This is a genomic window from Maribacter sp. MJ134, from assembly GCF_003970695.1.
Lineage (GTDB): Bacteria > Bacteroidota > Bacteroidia > Flavobacteriales > Flavobacteriaceae > Maribacter.
On the sequence record NZ_CP034570.1, the window covers coordinates 2,519,376 to 2,541,325 of the forward strand.

Annotated in this window: 16 protein-coding genes; 10 read left to right on the forward strand and 6 right to left on the reverse strand. The window is 39.4% G+C overall.

Annotated elements, in window-relative coordinates; genetic code table 11:
• Positions 1 to 29: 29 nt before the first annotated feature.
• The 3 genes from EJ994_RS10905 to EJ994_RS10915 all read left to right on the forward strand — a co-directional run bounded on the left by EJ994_RS10905 (position 30) and on the right by EJ994_RS10915 (position 3,017).
• Complete coding sequence (locus EJ994_RS10905; RefSeq protein ID WP_126592459.1) at positions 30 to 530, forward strand: hypothetical protein; 501 nt, start codon at positions 30 to 32, stop codon at positions 528 to 530.
• Between the two features lie 26 nt (positions 531 to 556).
• Positions 557 to 1,747, forward strand: a complete 1,191-nt coding sequence (locus tag EJ994_RS10910) for a pyridoxal phosphate-dependent aminotransferase (RefSeq protein WP_126592460.1) — start codon at positions 557 to 559, stop codon at positions 1,745 to 1,747.
• A 127-nt stretch (positions 1,748 to 1,874) separates the two neighbouring features.
• Positions 1,875 to 3,017 carry a permease gene (locus EJ994_RS10915; RefSeq protein ID WP_126592461.1) on the forward strand — a complete coding sequence of 381 codons (1,143 nt, stop codon included), beginning with the start codon at positions 1,875 to 1,877 and terminating at the stop codon, positions 3,015 to 3,017.
• A 58-nt stretch (positions 3,018 to 3,075) separates the two neighbouring features.
• On the opposite strand, the gene EJ994_RS10920 is transcribed toward EJ994_RS10915, so the two are convergent.
• On the reverse strand, positions 3,076 to 4,428 hold the full coding sequence (locus EJ994_RS10920) for a Gfo/Idh/MocA family protein (RefSeq protein ID WP_126592462.1): 1,353 nt from the start codon (positions 4,426 to 4,428) through the stop codon (positions 3,076 to 3,078).
• A gap of 147 nt (positions 4,429 to 4,575) precedes the next feature.
• Here EJ994_RS10920 and EJ994_RS10925 point away from each other — a divergent pair, with 147 nt between their 5' ends.
• Positions 4,576 to 5,454 (forward strand): NDP-sugar synthase, encoded by an 879-nt coding sequence (locus EJ994_RS10925; RefSeq protein WP_241240768.1) that lies wholly within the window; start codon positions 4,576 to 4,578, stop codon positions 5,452 to 5,454.
• On the forward strand, positions 5,445 to 6,530 hold the full coding sequence (locus tag EJ994_RS10930; RefSeq protein WP_126592463.1) for a phosphotransferase enzyme family protein: 1,086 nt from the start codon (positions 5,445 to 5,447) through the stop codon (positions 6,528 to 6,530). Before EJ994_RS10925 ends, EJ994_RS10930 begins: the two co-directional genes overlap by 10 nt.
• Before the next feature lie 425 nt (positions 6,531 to 6,955).
• Here the strand turns inward: EJ994_RS10930 and EJ994_RS10935 are convergent, their stop codons facing one another.
• The 5 genes from EJ994_RS10935 to EJ994_RS10955 are packed head-to-tail and all read right to left on the reverse strand — an operon-like array spanning position 6,956 to position 12,170.
• Positions 6,956 to 8,134 (reverse strand): acyl-CoA dehydrogenase family protein, encoded by a 1,179-nt coding sequence (locus EJ994_RS10935; RefSeq protein WP_126592464.1) that lies wholly within the window; start codon positions 8,132 to 8,134, stop codon positions 6,956 to 6,958.
• A gap of 56 nt (positions 8,135 to 8,190) precedes the next feature.
• Positions 8,191 to 8,904, reverse strand: coding sequence for a tRNA1(Val) (adenine(37)-N6)-methyltransferase (locus EJ994_RS10940; RefSeq protein WP_126592465.1), 714 nt, complete (start codon positions 8,902 to 8,904; stop codon positions 8,191 to 8,193).
• The gene (locus EJ994_RS10945; protein ID WP_126592466.1) at positions 8,901 to 10,367 is read right to left on the reverse strand and encodes a sulfatase; all 1,467 of its coding nucleotides are present in this window, start codon (positions 10,365 to 10,367) and stop codon (positions 8,901 to 8,903) included. The genes EJ994_RS10940 and EJ994_RS10945 overlap by 4 nt, the downstream gene beginning before the upstream one ends.
• Positions 10,357 to 11,082, reverse strand: a complete 726-nt coding sequence (locus EJ994_RS10950) for a LytR/AlgR family response regulator transcription factor (RefSeq protein WP_126592467.1) — start codon at positions 11,080 to 11,082, stop codon at positions 10,357 to 10,359. The genes EJ994_RS10945 and EJ994_RS10950 overlap by 11 nt, the downstream gene beginning before the upstream one ends.
• Positions 11,079 to 12,170, reverse strand: coding sequence for a sensor histidine kinase (locus tag EJ994_RS10955; RefSeq protein ID WP_126592468.1), 1,092 nt, complete (start codon positions 12,168 to 12,170; stop codon positions 11,079 to 11,081). The genes EJ994_RS10950 and EJ994_RS10955 overlap by 4 nt, the downstream gene beginning before the upstream one ends.
• A gap of 189 nt (positions 12,171 to 12,359) precedes the next feature.
• On the opposite strand from EJ994_RS10955, the gene EJ994_RS10960 reads away from it, so the two are divergent.
• The 5 genes from EJ994_RS10960 (at position 12,360) to EJ994_RS10980 (ending at position 21,942) form a co-directional block, all read left to right on the forward strand.
• Positions 12,360 to 14,237 (forward strand): sodium:solute symporter family protein, encoded by a 1,878-nt coding sequence (locus EJ994_RS10960; protein WP_126592469.1) that lies wholly within the window; start codon positions 12,360 to 12,362, stop codon positions 14,235 to 14,237.
• Between the two features lie 33 nt (positions 14,238 to 14,270).
• Positions 14,271 to 15,236 (forward strand): glycoside hydrolase family 130 protein, encoded by a 966-nt coding sequence (locus EJ994_RS10965; RefSeq protein WP_126592470.1) that lies wholly within the window; start codon positions 14,271 to 14,273, stop codon positions 15,234 to 15,236.
• A 6-nt stretch (positions 15,237 to 15,242) separates the two neighbouring features.
• The gene (locus EJ994_RS10970; RefSeq protein ID WP_126592471.1) at positions 15,243 to 16,331 is read left to right on the forward strand and encodes a carbohydrate-binding family 9-like protein; all 1,089 of its coding nucleotides are present in this window, start codon (positions 15,243 to 15,245) and stop codon (positions 16,329 to 16,331) included.
• 34 nt (positions 16,332 to 16,365) lie between these two features.
• Positions 16,366 to 18,636, forward strand: coding sequence for a GH92 family glycosyl hydrolase (locus EJ994_RS10975; RefSeq protein WP_126592472.1), 2,271 nt, complete (start codon positions 16,366 to 16,368; stop codon positions 18,634 to 18,636).
• Between the two features lie 201 nt (positions 18,637 to 18,837).
• Entirely contained in the window at positions 18,838 to 21,942 is a 3,105-nt protein-coding gene (locus tag EJ994_RS10980) for a SusC/RagA family TonB-linked outer membrane protein (RefSeq protein ID WP_126592473.1), read from the forward strand.
• Positions 21,943 to 21,950: the final 8 nt, after the last annotated feature.

The window sequence follows — 21,950 nt, forward strand, 5'->3', positions numbered from 1 at the left end:
ATAGTATGATATTCAAAAATAAAAAAATTATGAAAACCTATATAGCAAGAATAATTTTAGTGGTAGTTGCATTGTCCCTTACTACTTCCTGTGATTTAGAGCGATTAGAATCAGCTCAAGAGGTTGCTCCTGGCGGAGGCACGTTGGATACATTTACTGCCTATACCATAGATTCTACCGACCCAGATGGTTCAAATGTATATGGAAGAATAGTTTTTTGGGAAACCAGCTTAAACCAAACGCTCGTGCAAATCTCGCTATTCAATACCATACCCGGTACTTTACATCCCGCATTGGTTTTAGATGGCGCTGTTGAGTCGGCGGGTGCCACAATGCTGACCTTAGATGACGTATCCGGTGATACAGGAGAGCTAAATAGCAATAAGCTTTTCCTAATAGCCGACACTAACTTTTATGATTCGATATTAACTATGGATTCGCATGTTAACATTTACCTAAGTGAAACGGACAATACAGTTGTGGCGTCAGGAAATTTAGGAATTAATGCGGATCCAGTGGATTCTAATTAAATTTTATAACTTAAATATAGCGCACAATGAAAACAACAGTAAACAGAAGAGATTGGCTCAAAAGAGGCGTTCTCACAGCTGCCGGGGTAATGGCGGCACCTTATTTGACTTACGGAGCATTTCCGTCGCAACCTATTAAAATGGATGCGCAAGGAAATATCCCCTATACCCCATTTTTTAAAGAGTATTTACCGTATGCCCCAACCGAACCTGTTGAGTTGGCCGCTAAAATCAATGCCAACGAAAATCCTTATGGACCGTCTCCCATGGCTGTTGATGCAATGCAAAAATACGCTCCAATGGGCAACCGTTACGCATGGAAGGAATTATACCAACTAATGGATAAAATTGCCTTAGAAGAGGGTGTAAAACAAAGTAATATAATGATGGGTCCCGGGTCGTCAGATCTTTTGGAAAAGACCGCTATGGTATTTTTTAAAGATGGAGGAAACATTGTTTCTGCCGATCCAGCATACATGTCCTTAATCAAAGTTGCTGAAGCCACAGGGGCGACTTGGAAACCCGTTGCACTAAAAAAAGATTGGTCTCACGATTTGGCAGCTATGGAAGCTGCGATTGATTCCGATACCAAATTAGTGTACATCTGTAATCCAAATAACCCAACAGGAAGTATGACAGATCATGCGGAACTAGTGGATTTTTGTTCTAGAGTTTCGGCCAAAGTTCCAATTTTTGTTGATGAAGCATATTTAGGTTTCCTAGAGGACGGTGCAAAAAAGAGTATGGTGTCCCTTATCAACGAAGGTAATAACGTGATCATCGCGCGTACTTTTTCTAAAATTCAGGGAATGGCAGGTTTACGTGTAGGTTATGTCGTTGCTCAACCAGCAACCCTAGAGGTCATTCAAAAAGTTACTCGCGGCGGTATGGGTATCACCTTACCATCTGTATATGCAGCAATGGCCAGTATGGATGATGTTGCCTTTAAGAACAAATCAAGAACATTGAACAAAGAATGTAGAGAATATGTTTACGCAAACCTAAAACGCATGGGTTTTGATTACGTGCCATCTTCTACAAGCTTTATATTATTCCCAATTGAGATGGAGGGTAAACCCTTCTTGGAAAAAATGACTGCTTTAGGTGTTGGGGTCAGGGCGTTTGAAATCTATAATAAAAACTGGTGCAGAGTAAGCATGGGTACTATGGATGAAATGAAGCTGTTTACAGCTGCCCTTGAAAAAGTGCTAGTTTAAGTTTGAATTAGCCCTGGAGTTGGATTTTCAGACAATTGCTCGATAATCATATTTTATTCAGCTCCTTAGGGCTATTCTATTAGCTTCCTTCCTAAATAATTAAACCACCTTTTTATTTATAAATCTTATGAACTTTGCACTTCAAAAAACTTTAGAGCTTCTTATAATTATTGGGTTAGGGCTTTTCTTGCAAAAGAAAGTAGCAAAGCAAGATTTAAAGGGGGTTAAGGTAATAATCCTAAGTGTTGCACTTCCTGCGACCATTTTCGTTGCATTGTTAAAAATAGAATTAAAAGGAACCTTATTAGTTTTTCCGTTATTGGCATTAACGTTTAACCTTTTAATGCTTCTTGCTTCAAAATACTTTCTTTCTGTTACCCTTCCGACTAAGGAGAATGCAAAAAAACGCACCTTGACGATGCTCTTACCATCATTGGCTCCAGGCCTTTCATGTTTCCCTTTTATCGTAGCTTATTTGGGAGATGATTCCCTCGCACTAGCGGCAATTACCGATGTAGGTAACAAAATATTCGTACTCATTCTCCTCTACATATTGGCCATGCGTTGGTATCGTCAAAGAACCCTAGAACAAAACGAAGTCTCTTCCAAAAACAAATTAAAAGGCTTGCTTTTCTCATTGCTCAATGAACCAATCAATATGGTGATTTTGATTGAGCTTGTTTTATTGGGCTTTAGTATAAATCTTTCTTCATTACCTGGTTTTATTCAGAACACTATTTTAAGCATGTCTACACTTATGACTCCTTTAGTATTGCTGTTCATCGGAATGGCCGTGCGAATTAAATCGGGCGAGTTTGGAGTTATATTCTCTATGTTATTGCGCAGAGCTGGATTATCTTTCTGTTTGTCCAGCACCTTTATTTTTCTGTTTCCCTCATTAACACCAGCACTTCTCTTACTAGTAGTGGTTTTTCCACAAAGCTCCTGCAGCTTCTGGCCTTTTGCCCATATGAGCGCCATCAACTCCTTGGAGGAAAAAGATAATCACCCAGAACCTACTTTTGATATTAATTTTGCGGTAAACGTAATGGCATGTTCCCTACCTTTTTCTACTCTGTTAATTATAGGGATTTTTTCTTTTAGTGACTTTTTTATCAGCGCGCCTGCCTTGCTAGGTATTGGTCTAACTGCCCTTGGAATTTCATATGCCCCCCATATTTTCAAATCAAAGAGCTTTTTAAGAGATCGGGAAAAAGAAAAGTTCAATTCGCCAAGCGTAAAAGGCAGCTTCAAATCTAAAAATTCTTGATAGTGCACCTTAGAAAGGTTAGACCGTTAAAAAAGAGAAAGCAAGTTAACCTTTTAAGTCAATAAGTTTCCTTTAACCATTTGTACGGCTTACGGTTAATCCATAAGCCTCTGGTAAAGTCCGGAAAATCTTGAGGTTCACCATTATTGGCAAGGGAAAGTTCCGAAAGCGGTGTTACCGCACTCCAGGCTGCCGCATCATAGGCATCCATAGGTGGGGCAATGTTGGCTTTGGCAGATTCAACGAAAGAATTCAATACAAAGAAGTCCATTCCGCCATGTCCTGCATCCAGAGCATATTCACCGTACTTTTTCCATAAAGGATGATCATACTTGTTCAACCAATCGGTAGCCTCGTCCCATTGGTGCGATTCCGATTTACCTTCTACGTAAATTCTATTACCATCAACCTCCCATAATCCGTTAGCACCTTGCACTCTAAACCCTAAGGAATAGGGTCTAGGTAAATTACAATCGTGGGTAATAATTATCGTTTCTCCGTTTGCGGTATCTATGGTAGTCGTAATAACATCTCCTTGCTTAAACTTAACCTTAGCGTTTGGGTGGTCCTTTCCACCAACTTGAACAATGTAGTTGTGCAGACCAATTGCTTTCGTAGCATGCGATGTTAAGGACATAAATCTATTGCCACGGTTTATATCTGCCATTACCGCAATAGGACCCAACCCATGCGTGGGATATACATCGGCGTTTCTCTTTACGGAGTGATGGGTACGCCATTTAGATTCTGAAATTCCCTTTTCACCAAATTCTGCCCCTTTGCCGTAGGCAGTTTTTCCGTCGTTGAATTTTACGTGGCGTAAATCATGTTGATACCCGCATCTAAAATGCACCAGTTCGCCAAAAACATTCCCTTTCACCATATTAAGAACGGCCAAGATGTCCCTTCTATAATTTACATTCTCAAGAATCATTAAATGTGAACCAGTGGCCTCGTGCGTATTGACCAAATCCCAACACTCTTCCATGGTGTTTGAAGCTGAAACCTCGACCCCGGTATATTTACCCGCTTTCATGGAGTCTACTGCCATACGTGTGTGCCATAACCAAGGTGTAGAAATCACCACAGCGTCTATCTCCTTAAGCTCCAATAGGTTCCTATAATCATAATCGTTCGCTCCAAATATCAAGGGGTCTTTTGCTCCTTCTTTTGTGATAAGGTCTTTCGCAATGGAAATCCTCTTTGGGTCAATATCGCAAATAGCCTCCACGTTGATATCTTTACGAAGCAACAAGTTTTGAAGATGGTTCGTTCCCCTTAATCCAACTCCTATCAAGGCTACATTCAATTTATCAGCAGGACTATAAAGTTTGCTCGCAAAGCTTGGAACCGCAAATAAACCTGCTCCCGCGATTGATGTATTTCTGATAAAATTTCGTCTCGTGCCCATATTAAAACAGTGTTGTTGGTTTGGATTAGTAAATTATGAAAAACTTAGGGATCCTTTTACAAGATTACCCTAATTTCGTTGCCGTACAACCAAAATAAAATTGATTTAGCCAAGCAATTCTTATTTTTGCACCCTAAAACAGTAACCATGACACTACTTTTAATGGCTGCCGGAAGCGGTAGCAGATATGGAAAATTAAAACAGTTTGACGAGTTAGGACCAAAGGAGGAATTCCTCATGGAATTTGCCATCTATGACGCCATCAAAAATGATTTCAGTCAGATTGTCGTCATTACGAAGGCGGCCAATGTCACTTTCTTGAACGACTACCTCAGCGCCCGACTCCCTAAAAACATTAGACTAGATGTTCTAGCACAGGAAATTACGGATTTACCTTCTGGGGTTACCTTTACCGGGGAGCGTAAAAAACCTTGGGGAACCGCACATGCGGTATGGACGGCGAGAAACGTAATAAACGGACCTTTTGTAGTCATCAATGCCGATGATTTTTATGGGCAATCTGCCTACAAAAGGGCAGCCGATTTTATGAAATCTAATGAAAATGACTATTGCTTATTGGGCTATACCTTAAAAGACACCTTATCTGAACATGGATCGGTCTCTAGAGGGGTCTGTAAAGTTTCTGGTGATAATTTACTTTCGGTAGAAGAGCGATTAAAATTGATTCAAAAAGGCGATGTGGTTCTTGATGAAGACACAGGATTAGAATTTTCGGGAGAGGAGCAGGCCAGTATGAATTTTTGGGTCTGTAGACCATCAATTTTTGACAAAATAGAATCCGAATTCAGAATCTTCTTAAAGGACGAAGACCGTATAGCAAACAGCGAACTTTATATTCCGCTAATGATCCAAGAAATGCTCCAGGGCAAGGAAATAAACGTAAAATGTATCCCTTCTGGTAGTGAATGGTTCGGCGTTACCTATGCCAGCGACAAGGAGAAGGCTATGGGAAGTCTTCTGAAAAAAACCAAGGAAGGTCAGTACACATCTCCCTTATGGAACTAGAGAATAGCAATTATACCCTAGAAGAATTACATATTGTTCTAGGGTATTTTTCTATTGACGCGGCTTCTTTTCATGTAAAGACCTTAACTGCTGGATACATCAACGACACCTTTCTGGTATCCAAAACCGATAGACCCCTATATATTTTTCAACGTATTAACCATACTGTTTTCGCGGATATTGATGGTTTAATGCAAAACGTATCAAGCGCTCTTAAGGTACTCAATGCTCGTGACTACACTCAAATAAAGCTTGTCTCGACACCCTCCGGCCAATACCATATCAAAGTTATGAATGGATACTGGCGTTTAATGACTTTTATTCCGAATAGCACCACATTTAATACCACTACTAAAGCTACAATAGCTTTTGAAGCAGGGCGAATAGTGGGTAAATTCCATGATTTGTTACAACATGAAAAACCTTCGGCATATGCTGATACTATTCCTAGATTTCATGATTTATCCTATAGGTCCGCTGCGTTTAACAGTGCCCTCGAAAATGCTCATTCATCTAAGCTGGAAATAGCCCAAGAAGACATTAGTTATGCGCGGACTACCTTACAAAAACTAAAGGCTATTGAAGTGGATAAACTCAAGGTTCGCATTTGCCATAACGATACCAAACTAAACAATATCCTTTTCTCCAAAAAAACCAATAAAGCCCTTTCTCTGATAGACTTGGATACTATTATGAAGGGTTATTTCTTTTATGATTTTGGAGATGCCGTACGCACTATTGTCAATACGGCACCCGAAGACGAACAGGACCACAGTAAAATTACATTTTGTTTAGATCTCTTTGAAGCTTTTGTAAAGGGCCTCTCGGACAATTCATCTTTTCTCACAAAGGAGGAGTTGAAATCTTTGCCTTTAGGAGTTGTTTTTATGCCCTTTATCCATGGTTTAAGAGCCTTGACCGATTACTTGAACAACAATAAATATTATAAAGTTTCTTATGAGAATCAAAATTTAGACCGTTGTAGGAGTCTGTTTTCTTTTTCTGAAAAAGCATGGGGCAATCAGAAAGAAATACAGCGTATTCTAGCCAGTCATTTTCCGGCACTACAGGCATAGTGATACCAGAAAAGTTTACCAAACACTTTTCGTAGAATGATAATTATCAAATGAGAATGCCCTAAAAACCTTCCTAAACTAAAAAGAGTCCGATTAATTAAAATCAGACTCTTTTACGAGAACACTATATGAAAATGAAAAATTATAATTCGCTTTTATTGTCATAGTGAAGGTACTTTCTTTCCTTACTATTTTAAACTAATTGTTGTGAACTTGAAGAAAAATGTGGTGAAAACCATCTTTTTTGATATCTAGACATCTTTTGAGCGACATATACCCTTTTTTAATAAAGAGGATACAAAAGAGCCGATGCGAACATCGGCTCTAACTAACTCAAAAAATATGAACGTATGTTCTGCAGAACAGTTCAAAAGTACGTTCTCTTTATAGGTTCAGTGTTAAGAGAATCTAAGGAGTGTGTTATCTTATTTAAATGCCTGATGCCCCGTAATGTCGGCACCTGTGATAAGAAGGTGAATATCATGAGTCCCCTCATAGGTTATAACACTCTCTAGATTCATCATATGGCGCATGATGCTATATTCTCCGGTTATGCCCATACCGCCAAGCACTTGTCTTGCCTCTCGAGCAATTTTAATGGCCATGTCCACATTGTTCCGTTTGGCCATGGATATTTGTGCAGTGGTGGCGCTACCTTCATTTTTTAACTGACCTAACCTAAAGGCAAGCAATTGTGCTTTTGTAATCTCCGTAATCATTTCCGCCAGCTTTTTTTGTTGTAGTTGCATAGCCGCTATGGGCTTGCCGAACTGCACTCTTTCCTTTGCATAGCGCAGTGCCGTATCATAACAGTCCATAGCCGCTCCGATAGCTCCCCAAGCAATACCGTACCTTGCAGAATCTAAACATCCCAAAGGAGCACCAAGACCCGTTTTGTTCGGCAACAAATTTTCTTTAGGCACCTTAACGTTGTCAAAAATCAACTCTCCCGTGGCAGATGCCCTAAGTGACCATTTGTTATGGGTTTCTGGGGTTGAAAATCCTTCCATTCCTCTTTCTACGATTAAACCGTGTATTCTACCCTCTTCATTTTTGGCCCATACCACGGCAATATCAGCGAAAGGAGAGTTAGATATCCAAAGTTTGGCACCGTTTAAAAGATAATGGTCGCCCATATCCTTGTATTTTGTTTCCATACCGCCTGGGTTAGACCCGTGATTAGGTTCCGTAAGACCAAAACAGCCCATCATCTCTCCGCTCGCCAATTTTGGTAAATATTTTTTTCGCTGCTCCTCCGTACCATAAGTATAAATGGGGTACATCACTAAAGAAGATTGCACGGAAGCGGTAGATCGCACACCGCTATCGCCACGTTCAATTTCCTGCATGATAAGTCCGTAACTTATTTGGTCCAATCCCGCACCACCATATTCCACAGGAATGTAAGGTCCAAATGCCCCTATTTCCGCAAGACCATCTATAATTTGATTAGGGAATTCCGCCTTTTGAGCATATTCCTCTATAATGGGAGAAATGTCTCTCTTTACCCATTGACGGGCTGCATCCCTAACAAGAAGGTGCTCTTCAGAAAGTAAATCGTCTAGGTTATAATAATCAGGAGCTTCAAATAAATCAGGTCTCATAAGCAATATTTTTATCAAAGGTAATTAAAGAAATATAACGATTCAACACGCTATTGTTACATTTTTAAGTAAAACGCATTGGTCAGCGCTTTGTACTCCAACGTGTATTCGTGTCTTTTTATTTCAATATATAACTCCTTGATAGTCGGGTTGACCTTAGTAAAACTAAACTCAAGCAGTGACCTTTTTGTTTTGGATATACTATTACCCTTTACATGTAGTATGCGTGTCGGATATAACCCATAGTCATGAGCCAATTCTAAAAATTTCCGCTCTTCCTTAAACGGTATAACGACCGAGAAGATGCCCGCCGGTGAAAGAAGTTTTGAAATGCTTTCTACCAATTCGTCAAACGGTAGCGAACTGTTTTGTCTAGCGGTATCCCTAGAACTGTTTCCACTAGAAACATCCTCTTTGTAAAATGGCGGGTTAGAAACAATTAAATCGTATTGCTCTTCGATTTCATCAACCATTTCATCTAGACCGGCATGATAACAGAAAAGACGATCTCCCCAGGGAGATGCTTCAAAATTATCTACACATTGTTCGTAAGCGTCCGCATCAATTTCTATGGCATCGATAGTGTCGGCATTACTTCTTTGAGCCAGCATTAAGGCAATAAGTCCGGTCCCTGCTCCAATATCCAGAATAGAGCTAGGGTTATTCTCTACAGAGACCCACGCGCCAAGTAGTACGCCGTCCGTGCCAATTTTCATGGCACAACGGTCTTGATTTACGGTAAACTCTTTAAATCTAAAAGGTTCGCTCATTCTAACTGTCCCGCCATTCTGGTTTCAGAACCTTCCAACTCCAATAAAGCATCTCCTAGACGGTAGCGCATATTATTGGCCAATACTTTTATTTTATTAACGACTTCAGGATTCTGCTCGGCCACATTTTTGGTTTCGCTTTTATCGATTGCCAAGTCATAAAGTTCAATTTCCTCCATGTCGACCATTCTATAATCACCGGGCAGACCGTCCTTTCCTAATTCTTGCCCATCCATGGTTCTATAGCGATGTGGAAAATACAATTTCCATTTTCCATAGCGAACCCCAAAGAGTTCATTAACCCTATAGTAAAAGAAATAGGCCTCCTGAGGACTTTTATTTTCTTCGCCTGTTAAAACTTTCAATACGCTTTTGCCATCAATGATTTGTTCAGGCAAGGTAGCTCCCGTCTCTTCTGCTAAAGTGGGAAGAATGTCTATTGCCATAACAGGAACATCAATTGTACTCCCTGCGGGTATAGCCTTTGGATATTTTATGATAAACGGTTCTCGTTGACCGCCTTCCCAAGCGGTTCCCTTACCCTCTCTAAGCGGAAAAGCACTACCCGCATGATTACCATAAGATAGCCATGGTCCGTTATCCGATGTGAAAATGACTATGGTATTTTCTTCTAAATTATTAACTTTCAATTCGTTCATTATCTGGCCAACAGACCAATCTATTTCCATAATCACATCTCCATATAGCCCCCTACTGGATTTACCTTTGAATTTATCCGAAACGAACAAGGGCACATGTGGTTGCGGATGGGGAACGTAAAGAAAGAAGGGATTGTCTTTATTCTTTTTAATGAAAGAAACGCTACGTTCTGTTATTTGAGTGGTTAATTGTGATTGTTCTTCCAAAGTATCTATAACCGTCTCGTTCTCATATAGAGGTAAGTCTGGAAAATTAAAAATAGGCCCTTGCTGTGGATGGTAAGGCCACATATCATTAGAGTACGGAATTCCGAACCACTCATCAAAACCATGTCTGGTAGGCAAAAACTTTTCATGGTGTCCCAAATGCCATTTTCCAAAAATTGCGGTGGCATATCCTTTTGCTTTCAACATTTCCGCCAAGGTAGTTTCCGAAGCGTTAATACCGTGCGTATTCCCTGGACCCAAAGCATTATGTATACCGATACGATTAGGGTAGCAGCCTGTTAAGATTCCCGCTCTAGACGCAGAACATACGGCCTGTGCCGCATAGTAACTTGTGAGCATAGCGCCCTCTCTTGCCATCTGGTCCAAGTTTGGCGTGGCTATATCTTTGGCACCAAAAACACCCACATCGTTATAGCCTTGGTCATCCGTAAAAATGAGAACTACATTAGGAGGCCTTTCTTTGGTTTCTTGTTTTGGTTTCTTATCCGCACAACCTATACTAGAGCCCGTTAAAAATATGAGGACAAGAGCGGATAGCAAGTATTTTCTTCCCGGTTTGGTTAATTTATCCAGCATTGAAATTCGGTATAATTCTACTCTTTGCATCATTTAAATAGCTCCTGCCGATGGTATATCTTATTCCCCCTACCTCAACGCTATTACCTTCAACAACACTTACTTTGTCTATAGCTATGGTATAAGAACGATGAATTCGTAAAAAGAGATCCGATGGCAGCTCGTCCGTGAAACTACTTAATGTTCTATGAATAATAAACTTTGCCGTAGGAGTAATAATCCTTATGTAATCCTTTAAACTTTCTACCACCATAATCTCATCTAGATATACCTTTTGGAGTTTCTTCTTATCTACCTTAACAAAAATACTAGGCTTTTCCTTTTTTCTAAGGCTCTTAGATGTAACCATTCCCTGTTTTAGACCAATAATCCTATCGACCGATTTTAAGAATCTGGGTAGGGAAATGGGTTTGACCAGATAGTCTATTGCCTCTAGTTCAAAACTTTTTAATGCGTGCTCCTCATGGGCCGTTGTCATAATTACAAAAGGCTTCTTGTGAAGAGTGCTCAAGAATTCTAAACCATCTAAATAAGGCATGTTGATATCAAGGAACATGATATCTATGTCATTATCGTTATCCCTTAAAAAAGAGGAGGCGTCCATGGCATTGGAAAATGTGGCGACCAACTCCAACTCCTTTACCTGCAAGATATAATTCTTTAGTACGTTTATGGCCAAGGGTTCGTCATCTACCACTATTGCTTTTAAATTCATATAACTTTCAGCTTAAGTATAACATTAAACATTTCATTTTCTTCGAAAATCGACAAATCATAATCCCCATCTTCGTATCCCAGTTCTAGCCGCTTTTTTACGTTAGAAAGTCCAATACCACCAGATCTCGTAGGAAAGTTGGTAGCCCTATCCGCATTGGGTATATTATTGCATATTTTAAAGGTCATATAACCCTCTACAACTTCAAGGTTAATACTAATCTTCATTTGACCTATGTTTTTACTTGCGCCATGTTTAAAACAATTTTCCACTAATGGTACCAAAAGCATTGGCGCTATACTACACCCATTTAGATTACCTGAAATATGAATATCGATTTTCAAGGAATCGTCAAACCGTATCCGCTCCAAATCAATATAATTCTGGATACATTCTATTTCGTTCGTTAGGTCTTGTCTTCTTTTCTTGGTTGCATATAAAAGGTATCGCATTAACTCGGATAGCTTTAAGATCACTTCTGGTGCTTTATCCGACTTTTCTAAAGTTAGGGAATAAATGTTATTTAAGGTATTGAAGAAAAAATGTGGCGAAACCTGTGAACGTAAGAATCTTAGCTCGGTCTTTAATTGCCTACGCTCCAAATCGTGTAATTTGCTACTTTCCCTTAACCAATCTATTGTTAATTTGATAGCCGTAAAAAAAGACATTACGTATACCTCCCCGATCATAGTGGTAACCGAATAGGCGAACGTTATACTATTGGTTTCCCCCTGTCCCTCTGGCATAACGTCATTACTGACCAAATAATAGGTTAGGTTGAACTTTACAAGTAACATAACTACCAATGAACCAAAAATTCCCAGGGCATAAAGCAAATACTTTTGCTTGTAGACGAATTTGGGCATTAAATAATACACATTGAAGTAGGCTAGCAACATGTGAATAGGAAAACCGATAAGATTGGTCTTTAAAGAGTAAAGAAAGTCGTTATGAATACTACTCCATCTAACAGTATTAAAAATAAAATATACCAACCAAAAGACAATATGATGCCAATATTTAATTCCATAATTAGACGAAGAATTCGTTTTGCCCAAAAATTCACCGATCTTATTATTAGCGTTCATTACAAATGTTCTACAGAGTTTTTTTGACGTTTAGCACTAGCGGAAGGTTGTTGGTCTAATTTTATTCTACATTAGAAGAAATTTCCCAACATTTTAAAATTATTTACTCTCAATACGTTCCAAAGCCATTGACCATTATCTTAGACTAAAGTACTGAAAAACCTAAGATAAAAAAGTATAACCAACAGAATGAACATTATTGATACTCTTATTATATTCCTATATGTGCTGCTTACTTTGGCCGTTGGAATATGGGTATCTAAAAAAGCATCAAAAGGTTTAAAGTCATATTTTCTTGGCGGGAATAATATTAAGTGGTATTACCTTGGACTAAGCAACGGATCGGGCATGTTTGATGTTTCCGGAACCGCTTGGATGGTAGGTTTACTCTTCCTCTATGGGGCCAAGAGCTTTATGTTCATGTGGTTATGGCCTATTTGGAATCAAATTTTCATAATGATGTTCCTGGCCGTTTGGATACGGCGTTCCAATATAATGACAGGTTCGGAATGGATTCTAACACGTTTTGGAGATGGAAAGGCAGGTAGGGCCTCTCATAGTATTGTAGCGGTATTTGCCATTGTTGCCGCAGTAGGTTTCATAGCTTACTTTTTTGAAGGTATCGGAAAATTTATGACCATCATCCTTCCATGGGATTTAGCTTTAGAAATAGGTAGCACCGCACTATTAAACTCTGAACAAAGTTATGCGCTTATAATTATTTTCTTGACTACGATCTATACCGTTAAAGGCGGCATGTTTTCCGTTGTAGCCACGGAAGTTTTACAATATGGCATTATGGTCATTGCCGGTATTTTGGTTGCCGGTTATGCATTTTTCACCGTTACGGATGTAGAAATAAACACCATCATATCCACAGAGTGGAAAAATGTATTTTTCGGAGCCCAATTAGAAACACATTGGAGCGAAAAGTTTCAGGCATTCAATAACTTAATAGATTCCGAAGGTTACAAAATGTTTGGAGCCCTAATAGGAATGACCTTATTCAAAGGTTTTTTCGCAAGTGTAGCGGGCCCAACGCCCAGTTATGATCTTCAACGGATTTTATCTACTAAATCCGTTAAAGAAGCGGCTTACATGAGCGGTTTTACAAATTTGGTACTCTTTATTCCAAGGTACCTCCTAATTGCTGGTATTGTTGTTATTGCATTAGTATTTCTTGGCCCGGTAATGGCTTCAAACCCGAATCTTAGTGGTGCGGATTTAGAGATTATTCTCCCCAAGGTCATCAATAACCATATTCCTGTAGGCATCAAGGGACTTCTTTTAGCCGGCCTTTTAGCTGCATTTATGTCTACATTCTCTGCGTTTGTAAACGCGGGACCGGCGTATATCGTTAATGATATCTACAAAAAATATTTTAAGCCACAAGCAACGGACAAACACTATGTTAAAGTAAGCCATATTGCGTCTTTCTTAATAGTTCTTCTCGGGGTTTGCATGGGTTTTTTTGCAGACTCCATTAACTCCTTAACACTATGGATCACCAGTGCGTTGTTCGGTGGTTATGTCGCTTCAAATTTCTTGAAATGGATATGGTGGCGCTTTAATGGTTGGGGATATTTTTGGGGAATGTTGGCGGGGCTCCTGATTGCCTCATTACAATTTATACTAGACCAAAATAAGGCCAATCTTACGGAAGGCTCTTTACTGTTTGATCTTTGTAATGTACATGCGATTTATCTATTTCCTATTATTTTCGGCTTTTCTCTTCTGGGTTCGTTTCTAGGCACTTTCCTAACACAACCAACGGATTTAGCTGTACTTAAGTCTTTTTACAAAAATGTTAGACCATGGGGCTTTTGGAGGCCAGTTTACGAGAGAATTAAACTAGACGGCGAGAAAATTACGCCCAATAAAGAATTCTATTGGGATATGATGAACTGTGGTATTGGAATCATATGGCAATCCAGCATGATCGTATTGCCGGTTTATTTTATGATACGGGATTACCCTAAGACCCTTATCGCCTTAGCGGTATTTTTAGCGACTTCCATAGTACTCAAATATACCTGGTTAGATAAGGTCAGGAAGATGCCCAATTAACAATCAAATACTAAACTTAAAACCAATCAAGTAGTGAATACAATACCATGGCAAGAAAAGCCAAAAGAACATACTGAAGTCCTTTGGAGATACAGCGAAAACCCTATTATTAAAAGGGATGCCATACCTACATCCAATAGTATTTTTAACAGTGCGGTAGTACCTTTCAATGAAGGGTTTGCCGGTGTTTTCAGGTGCGACAACAAAGCTGTTCAAATGAACATATTTGCCGGGTTCAGTGCCGATGGTGTCCATTGGGACATTGAACACCAACCCATCAATTTTAAAAAAGGCAATACGGATATGATTGCCTCTGATTATAAATATGACCCACGCGTTACCTTTATTGAAGACCGTTATTGGATTACTTGGTGTAACGGGTATCACGGTCCTACTATTGGCATTGGTTACACTTTTGATTTTAAGGAATTTTATCAATGTGAAAATGCATTTTTACCTTTTAACAGAAATGGCGTATTATTTCCAGAGAAAATAGACGGGAAATTTGCCATCCTGAGCAGACCAAGCGACAATGGCCACACGCCTTTCGGCGATATCTATGTAAGCTATAGTCCGGATATGAAATATTGGGGGGAGCACAGATGCGTTATGAAGGTTGCCCCTTTTACCGAGAGCGCATGGCAATGCACAAAGATAGGAGCTGGTTCCGTACCCATTCCAATCAAAGAAGGGTGGTTAATGTTCTACCACGGGGTAATAAATACCTGTAACGGCTTTCGCTATTCCATGGGTGCCGCAATCCTAGACGCCAATAAACCAGAAATTGTAAAGTACCGGACCAAACCCTATTTGTTATCTCCACAGACTACTTATGAATGTGTGGGGGATGTTCCTAACGTAGTGTTTCCCTGTGCATCTTTACATTCTCATGAAGAGGATAAAGTAGCTATTTACTATGGTGCTGCGGATACCGTTGTAGGTTTGGCATTTGGAAAATTGTCCGAAATAATAGAATTTACCAAGAAAAATAGTCTGTAAAGCGTTATGAACAACACATCCCTTAAGACTAAAAAAATAATCGCAATACTTCTATTTGCACTTTATATCGGTTCTATATCATTACTCGCACAGAACAAGCCAAATAGCTATGTAGCTCAAAAAACAACCGAGGAAATTCAGGTAGATGGAAAAATGGATGAACTCTCTTGGGAAAAAGCAAAATGGTCGGAAATTTTCAAAGATATTGAAGGGGAAAAATCCGCTACCTACAATACGCGCTTTAAAATGATTTGGGATCAGCATTATCTCTATTTTCTGGCAGAAATCAAGGAACCCCATGTTTGGGCAACCTTAAAGAAGAAAGACACCATTATTTTTTATAACAATGATTTTGAAATTTTTATTGATCCGGACGGTGATACGCATAACTACTATGAGTATGAGATGAACGCATTGAATACCATTTGGGATCTGTTCTTGTCCAAACCATATCGTAATGGCGGTTATATTCTTGGGGATTGGGATTTTAAGGGATTAAAATCTGCTGTACATGTTAACGGAACGCTTAACGATTCAAGAGACATTGACGAAGGATGGACGGCAGAAATTGCCATTCCTTGGTCATTTGTAACACCTCCTGGAGGAACCACCGATGTTCCCGAGAATAAATTCTGGCGCGTCAACTTCTCGAGAGTCAATTGGGAACATGAATTAGACGGAGGTCGTTATACTAGAAAGAAAGATGCCTCAGGGAAATACCTTCACGAAAGTAATTGGGTGTGGTCACCACAAGGAGTCATCAATATGCATGAACCAGAGCATTGGGGATATGTCTATTTTTCTACCGATAAAGTTGGTGTGGAATCTCATTTTACGATTCCGGAAGATGAACATATAAAATGGTATTTATATGAATTATACCGAGACTACGGAGATGAAAATAAGGGCAAAGTGGTTTGGAGAAAAAATGGAAAAGCCTATACCACAGCAGCTAAAATGATACTTGGAAAATCAGTTACTCCTATTCTGGAAAAAAATACTTTCGGGTTTGATATTTGGGCAACAAGTCCGTTTACCAATAAAAAATTGATTGTTCATGACGATGGGAAATTTGAGAGTTTCCAAGCGGAATAGGCATTTATAACCAAGGCTTACAAACACGTATTGAATGAAACTTAGGATCACTTATAGGATAGTGGTGCTCGTTCTGGTATTCTGTTCAGAAACTACCATACGAGCCCAATCAACTACAACACAGGATTTAATAGAATATGTCAACCCGTTTATTGGTACATCTAATTTTGGCACTACCAATCCCGGGCCCATAGCAGTTCGTGGTATGGCTAATGTTTCGCCTTTCAATGTAGCAGGTGCCAAAAATTTACCGTTGGAAAAAGACAGTAGATGGCTCTCCACTCCCTATGTCCACGAAAATAAATTTCTCACAGGATTCAGCCATGCCAATCTAAGTGGGGTTGGCTGTCCGGAATTAGGTGTCATACTGGCCATGCCAACAACTGGTAAATTGGAGACCGATCATTTAAAATATGGCTCCGCCTATGGCGACGAAGTATCCAAAGCAGGTTACTATTCCAACAGATTGGAGAAATACGATATAAAAGTTGAAACTACCGCATCTACCAGAGTTGGTATATCAAAATATAATTTTCCCAAGGGCAAGGCCAATATTCTTCTGAATCTTGGGTTAGGTTTAACCAATGAGCAGGGAGCCAGACTAAGGATAGTCTCACCTACCGAAGTAGAAGGTATGCGAACAGTGGGTTCCTTTTGTTATTACAAACCGGAAGAAGCCTACCCACTTTACTTCGTTGCCCGATTCTCAGAGCCCGCGACCACATACGGAATTTGGAAAAAATCACATAAAACAGAAGGGGTAGAAACACAATGGATGCAGTCCCATGAAGGAAGTTACAACGGTAAGACCCTTTTGAAAGAAGGGTTTATGCAAGAAGTAGTGGGGGACAGTATCGGAGCCTACATGCGTTATAATTTTGATGCGCCAACAAATGTTGAGCTGCGGGTAGGTATTTCTTATGTAAGTGTTGCCAATGCCAGAGAAAACCTAGAAAAAGAAGTCGGTAATAAACCGTTTAAGGAAATTCTAGCGGAAACTAGAAAAGAATGGAACGAGAATTTATCAAGAATTGAAGTTGAAGGCGGTACCGAAGAAGACAAAATTAAATTCTACACCGCACTGTACCATACATTAATTCATCCTAGCACGCTTAATGATTTTAACGGAGAATATCCAAAAATGGGCACTAGAGAGACCTTAAAAACAGATGGGACAAGATATACTGTATTTTCCTTGTGGGATACCTACAGAAATTTACACCAACTGATGAGTTTGGTATACCCTGAACAACAATCCAATATGATTAATAGTATGCTTCGCATTTATAAAGAATCTGGATGGCTACCTAAATGGGAACTCAACGCTACAGAAACTACGACCATGGTGGGCGATCCCGCAGGTATTATAATAGCGGACACCTATTTAAAGGGTATACAGGATTTTGATGTGGCATTAGCTTATGAGGCCATGGTCAAAAGTGCGGACCAATTAAAAGACAATCCGCTTAGGCCAGGTTTAGAAGATTATCTTAAATACGGCTATCTAACGACAACCACCACCAATAGTGGTTCTGTCTCCACCACCCAAGAATATAACATCAGTGATTATGCCATAGCACAATTGGCTAAAGCATTAGGCAAAAAAGAAGATTACCAACGTTTTTCCAAACGTTCAAAATCGTATAGAAAGTTATTGGATAAAAACCTGAATTTACTTCGACCAAGGAACGAAGATGGCAGTTGGGTAACTCCATACGATCCTACGGACGGTGCAAACTTTATTAAAAATGTAGGTTTTATAGAAGGAAATGCATGGCAGTATACCTTTATGGCACCTCATGATATTCCGGGACTTATAAAATTAATGGGCGGAAAGAAAAAATTTTCGCAACAGTTAGCTAAAGTTTTTAACTCCGGCCAGTTTGATATGGCAAATGAACCCGATATTATGTATCCCTATCTCTTTAATTATGTAAGCGGGGAAGAATACAAAACACAAGTTAAAGTGAAAGAACTTTTAGAGAAATACTACAAGAACAAGCCCGAAGGTCTACCTGGAAATGATGACACCGGTACCATGAGTGCGTGGGCCGTCTTTTCAATGATGGGAATTTATCCTATAAATCCTGCAAATCCTGTTTACGCCATCACGACACCAAGTTTTGATAAAATCACCATTCATCTGAACCAAAAATATTATAAAGAAAATAAAATTGAAATTAGTAAGGTAGGCAAGGGTAAAATATCAGAGCTACAAAGTGGGTTAAAAACGCTTACAGAATTCTTTGTGTCACACGAAAATCTAGTGAATAATAAATCATTGAAAATTAAACTGAGTCATTAATATTTGTTAAATTTTAACATATTATCACAAATTTAAACCCTAATTTAAATGAAATTAAGGATTATTTAACTTTCGTAGCAGTTTCGCAAATACGCTCTTTAGCTTTTCACGGCTGTTATTAGTCGAATAATTTTCAACTTTAGTGGTCATCTCATCACTTTTAGTATTCATATTAGTATTACCTAACTAAACTCAAAATTTATGAACAAAAAAATCTTAAGTTTTCTGACTCTTGTGTCATTACTCTTCTTTCAGGGGGTAGTTGCACAAAACAGCACGGTATCCGGTACGGTGTCAGATGATTCTGGCTCACCACTTCCCGGTGTCAATGTTGTAGAAAAAGGCACATCAAATGGTACCTCTACCGATTTTGACGGTAACTATACCATTAGTGTGGGAAATAATGCAACCTTAGTTTTCTCATCCTTAGGATACGAAAGAAAAGAAGTTGCAGTGAACGGGCAGAGCACTGTAAACACTTCGCTAGCCGAAGATGCTAGTGAATTGGACGAAGTTGTAGTTACTGCACTAGGTATTAAGAAGGAAACCAAGGCACTCGGTTATTCCTTAACCGAAGTTGGTGGCGAGGAAATCGCAACAGTAAAAACACCTAACGCAATCAACTCCCTCCAGGGTAAAATAGCAGGTGTTAACATTTCGCAAAATGCTACCGGGGCGGCAGGTTCCAGTAGGGTAATCATCAGGGGTTCTAGCTCCCTATCCGGTGAAAACCAACCTCTCTACGTTGTAGACGGTATTCCTATAAGTAATGGCAACAACGGTTCCGCAAGTCTATGGGGTGGTTCTGATGGTGGAGATGGTATCTCTAGTATCAACCCGGATGATATTGAATCTATTTCAGTATTAAAGGGTGGTGCTGCATCGGCACTATACGGCTCCCGTGCAGCCGGTGGTGTAGTAATTATTACTACAAAATCCGGTAAAGGTCAAGAAGGGTTTGGAGTAGAGTTTGGCAGCCAAGTAACTTTCGACAGAGTAGATACCTCATTAAGGGATTATCAAACAGAATACGGCCAAGGGCTTCTTGGAGCTAAGCCGGCTAATACCGCAGGTGCTTTGGAAGCAGGTTTTAATTCTTGGGGACCTCGTTTTGATGGTTCTTCTGTTCCTCAGTGGGATGGCGTTTCCAGGCCTTATTCTTACACAGGAAATAATGAGGATAGATTTTACAGAACAGGCACCACATTTATCAACACCGTTGCACTTACTTCGGCAAAAGAGAACCTTTCCTATAGAATGTCCGTATCTGACCTTACCAACGAAGATGTACTGCCAAATGCAGGTTTCAACAGAAAGTCTTTCTCCTTGAATACTACAGCTGTTTTGGCAGATAAGCTGACGAGTACGGTAAACGCTAAGTATATTATAGAGAAGGTACAAAACAGACCGAGATTATCCGATAGTCCTGGAAATGCAAACTTCTCTGTAGGTCTTCTTCCTGGAAACTTAAATGAAAGTGATTTTTTACCAGCTACGGATGAAAATGGACAAGAACGTCAATTTACAGACAATGTTTTTGTTACCAATCCCTACTTCTCCGCATTTAACTTTAGAAGACAGGATAGAAGAAATAGAATCATAGCTTCTACTACCCTTCGTTACGACTTTACCGATTGGCTTTCCTTAACGGGTAGAATGGGTATCGATAATGATGTAATACGTAGAACAGAAGTAACACCTTTCGGTACAGGATTTCAGCCTTTAGGAAGTCTTACTGAATCTGAAAGAAGAACCAATCAGGTAGATGCAGATATCATTTTAGCCGCCGAGCGTGATATAACGGATAAGTTTGCCATTTCGGCTTTAGTGGGAGCCAACTCAAACCACCTAAGAAGCGAAAACCTCTTTCTGGGAGGTGGTGATTTTATCGTTCCTGGCTTAGAGGATATTGGAAATACGGTAACACAGAATAGACGTAGAGAATTTTCAGAACGTAAAATTGGTTCGGTATACGGTTCTTTAGAATTATCCTATGATCGCTGGGCCTACATTACCTTTACGGGAAGAAATGACTGGTTCTCCACATTATCATTTCCGGGAAAGACAACACCTAACGATGATTTTTATCCTTCTGTAAATGCGAGTTTGGTTTTATCGGATGCTTTTGAAATGCCCTCTTTTATTAATTTTTTAAAATTGAGAGGTGGTTATTCTGAAGTAGCAGGTGGTGCGCAAGATCCTTACACACTAGGATTAACGTATCAAATCTTCGGCAACCCTTTAAATGGTCAACCTACTGGGAACATAAGTAATGGTAGTGTGCCAAATGCCAATCTAGTCGCTTTTAGTAAGAATGAATCTGAAATAGGTTTAGATTTAAGAATGTTCGGAAACAGACTTTCCTTTGATTTAGCATACTACAGCAATGAAACAACAAATGATATTGTAAACGTTGCCACCTCATCATTCTCCGGTTACGGGGGAGCTAGTGCAAATCTAGGTAAGGTATCCAATAAAGGTTTTGAATTCTTGGTTAGCGGAACGCCTATACGAACCGCGGATTTTAACTGGAACGTCTCTGTGAATGGTGCTTATAACGAAGGTTTGGTTGTAGCTACCGATGACGTAGGTTCGGATGTTAATTTAGATGAACCACGAACGAGAAACGTTAGGATTACACATCGTGTTGGTGAAAGATACGGTACAATCGTAGGTGTTTCTTATGAGAGAGATGCCAATGGAGTTATCAAATACGATATTGATGCAGAAGGGGTTCCACGAGCTGTTGAAGGTGAGCGTAAAATCTTAGGTGAAGGTGTTCCTCCATTAACATTAGGTTTCACTAACTCTTTTACCTACAAGAATTTTAATCTTAATTTCTTGATAGACGGTAAATTCGGCGGTCAAATATTCTCGGGAACAAATACCTTATTATACGGATTTGGTCTTCATAAAAAAACCGTAGAAGGTAGAGAGACTGGGCTAACCGTATCAGGTATTGACAATGCTACGGACCAGCCTTTTACAACCACCGTAGCTCCAGAAAACCTTCAGACCTACTGGGGAGAGATAAACGACATTGCAGAAGAGTTTGTTGAAGACTCGGATTATATTAAATTTAGACAATTGAGCTTAGGCTATTCCTTACCTCAAAAATCTTTAGAAAATATTTTTCTAACAAGTGTAAATGTTTCGGTTATAGCTTCAAATCTTTTCTATATTTCTAGAAGTATAGATAATATAGACCCTGAAAGTTCTTATAATGTTGGAAATTCTCAAGGTTTAGAATACTTTGGTGTTCCAGCATCCAGAAATTACGGCTTGTCCATCAATGTTAAGTTTTAAAAAAAAAA

Coding starts and splice junctions, on each gene's coding strand:
- EJ994_RS10950 (WP_126592467.1), bottom strand. CDS start 11,082: ATGAATTTAAAAGCAATAGTGGTAGATGACGAACCCTTGGCCATAAAC.
- EJ994_RS10940 (WP_126592465.1), bottom strand. CDS start 8,904: ATGAGCGAACCTTTTAGATTTAAAGAGTTTACCGTAAATCAAGACCGT.
- EJ994_RS10945 (WP_126592466.1), bottom strand. CDS start 10,367: ATGCTGGATAAATTAACCAAACCGGGAAGAAAATACTTGCTATCCGCT.
- EJ994_RS10910 (WP_126592460.1), top strand. CDS start 557: ATGAAAACAACAGTAAACAGAAGAGATTGGCTCAAAAGAGGCGTTCTC.
- EJ994_RS10915 (WP_126592461.1), top strand. CDS start 1,875: ATGAACTTTGCACTTCAAAAAACTTTAGAGCTTCTTATAATTATTGGG.
- EJ994_RS10980 (WP_126592473.1), top strand. CDS start 18,838: ATGAACAAAAAAATCTTAAGTTTTCTGACTCTTGTGTCATTACTCTTC.
- EJ994_RS10970 (WP_126592471.1), top strand. CDS start 15,243: ATGAACAACACATCCCTTAAGACTAAAAAAATAATCGCAATACTTCTA.
- EJ994_RS10920 (WP_126592462.1), bottom strand. CDS start 4,428: ATGGGCACGAGACGAAATTTTATCAGAAATACATCAATCGCGGGAGCA.
- EJ994_RS10955 (WP_126592468.1), bottom strand. CDS start 12,170: ATGAACGCTAATAATAAGATCGGTGAATTTTTGGGCAAAACGAATTCT.
- EJ994_RS10930 (WP_126592463.1), top strand. CDS start 5,445: ATGGAACTAGAGAATAGCAATTATACCCTAGAAGAATTACATATTGTT.
- EJ994_RS10960 (WP_126592469.1), top strand. CDS start 12,360: ATGAACATTATTGATACTCTTATTATATTCCTATATGTGCTGCTTACT.
- EJ994_RS10925 (WP_241240768.1), top strand. CDS start 4,576: ATGACACTACTTTTAATGGCTGCCGGAAGCGGTAGCAGATATGGAAAA.
- EJ994_RS10975 (WP_126592472.1), top strand. CDS start 16,366: ATGAAACTTAGGATCACTTATAGGATAGTGGTGCTCGTTCTGGTATTC.
- EJ994_RS10935 (WP_126592464.1), bottom strand. CDS start 8,134: ATGAGACCTGATTTATTTGAAGCTCCTGATTATTATAACCTAGACGAT.
- EJ994_RS10905 (WP_126592459.1), top strand. CDS start 30: ATGAAAACCTATATAGCAAGAATAATTTTAGTGGTAGTTGCATTGTCC.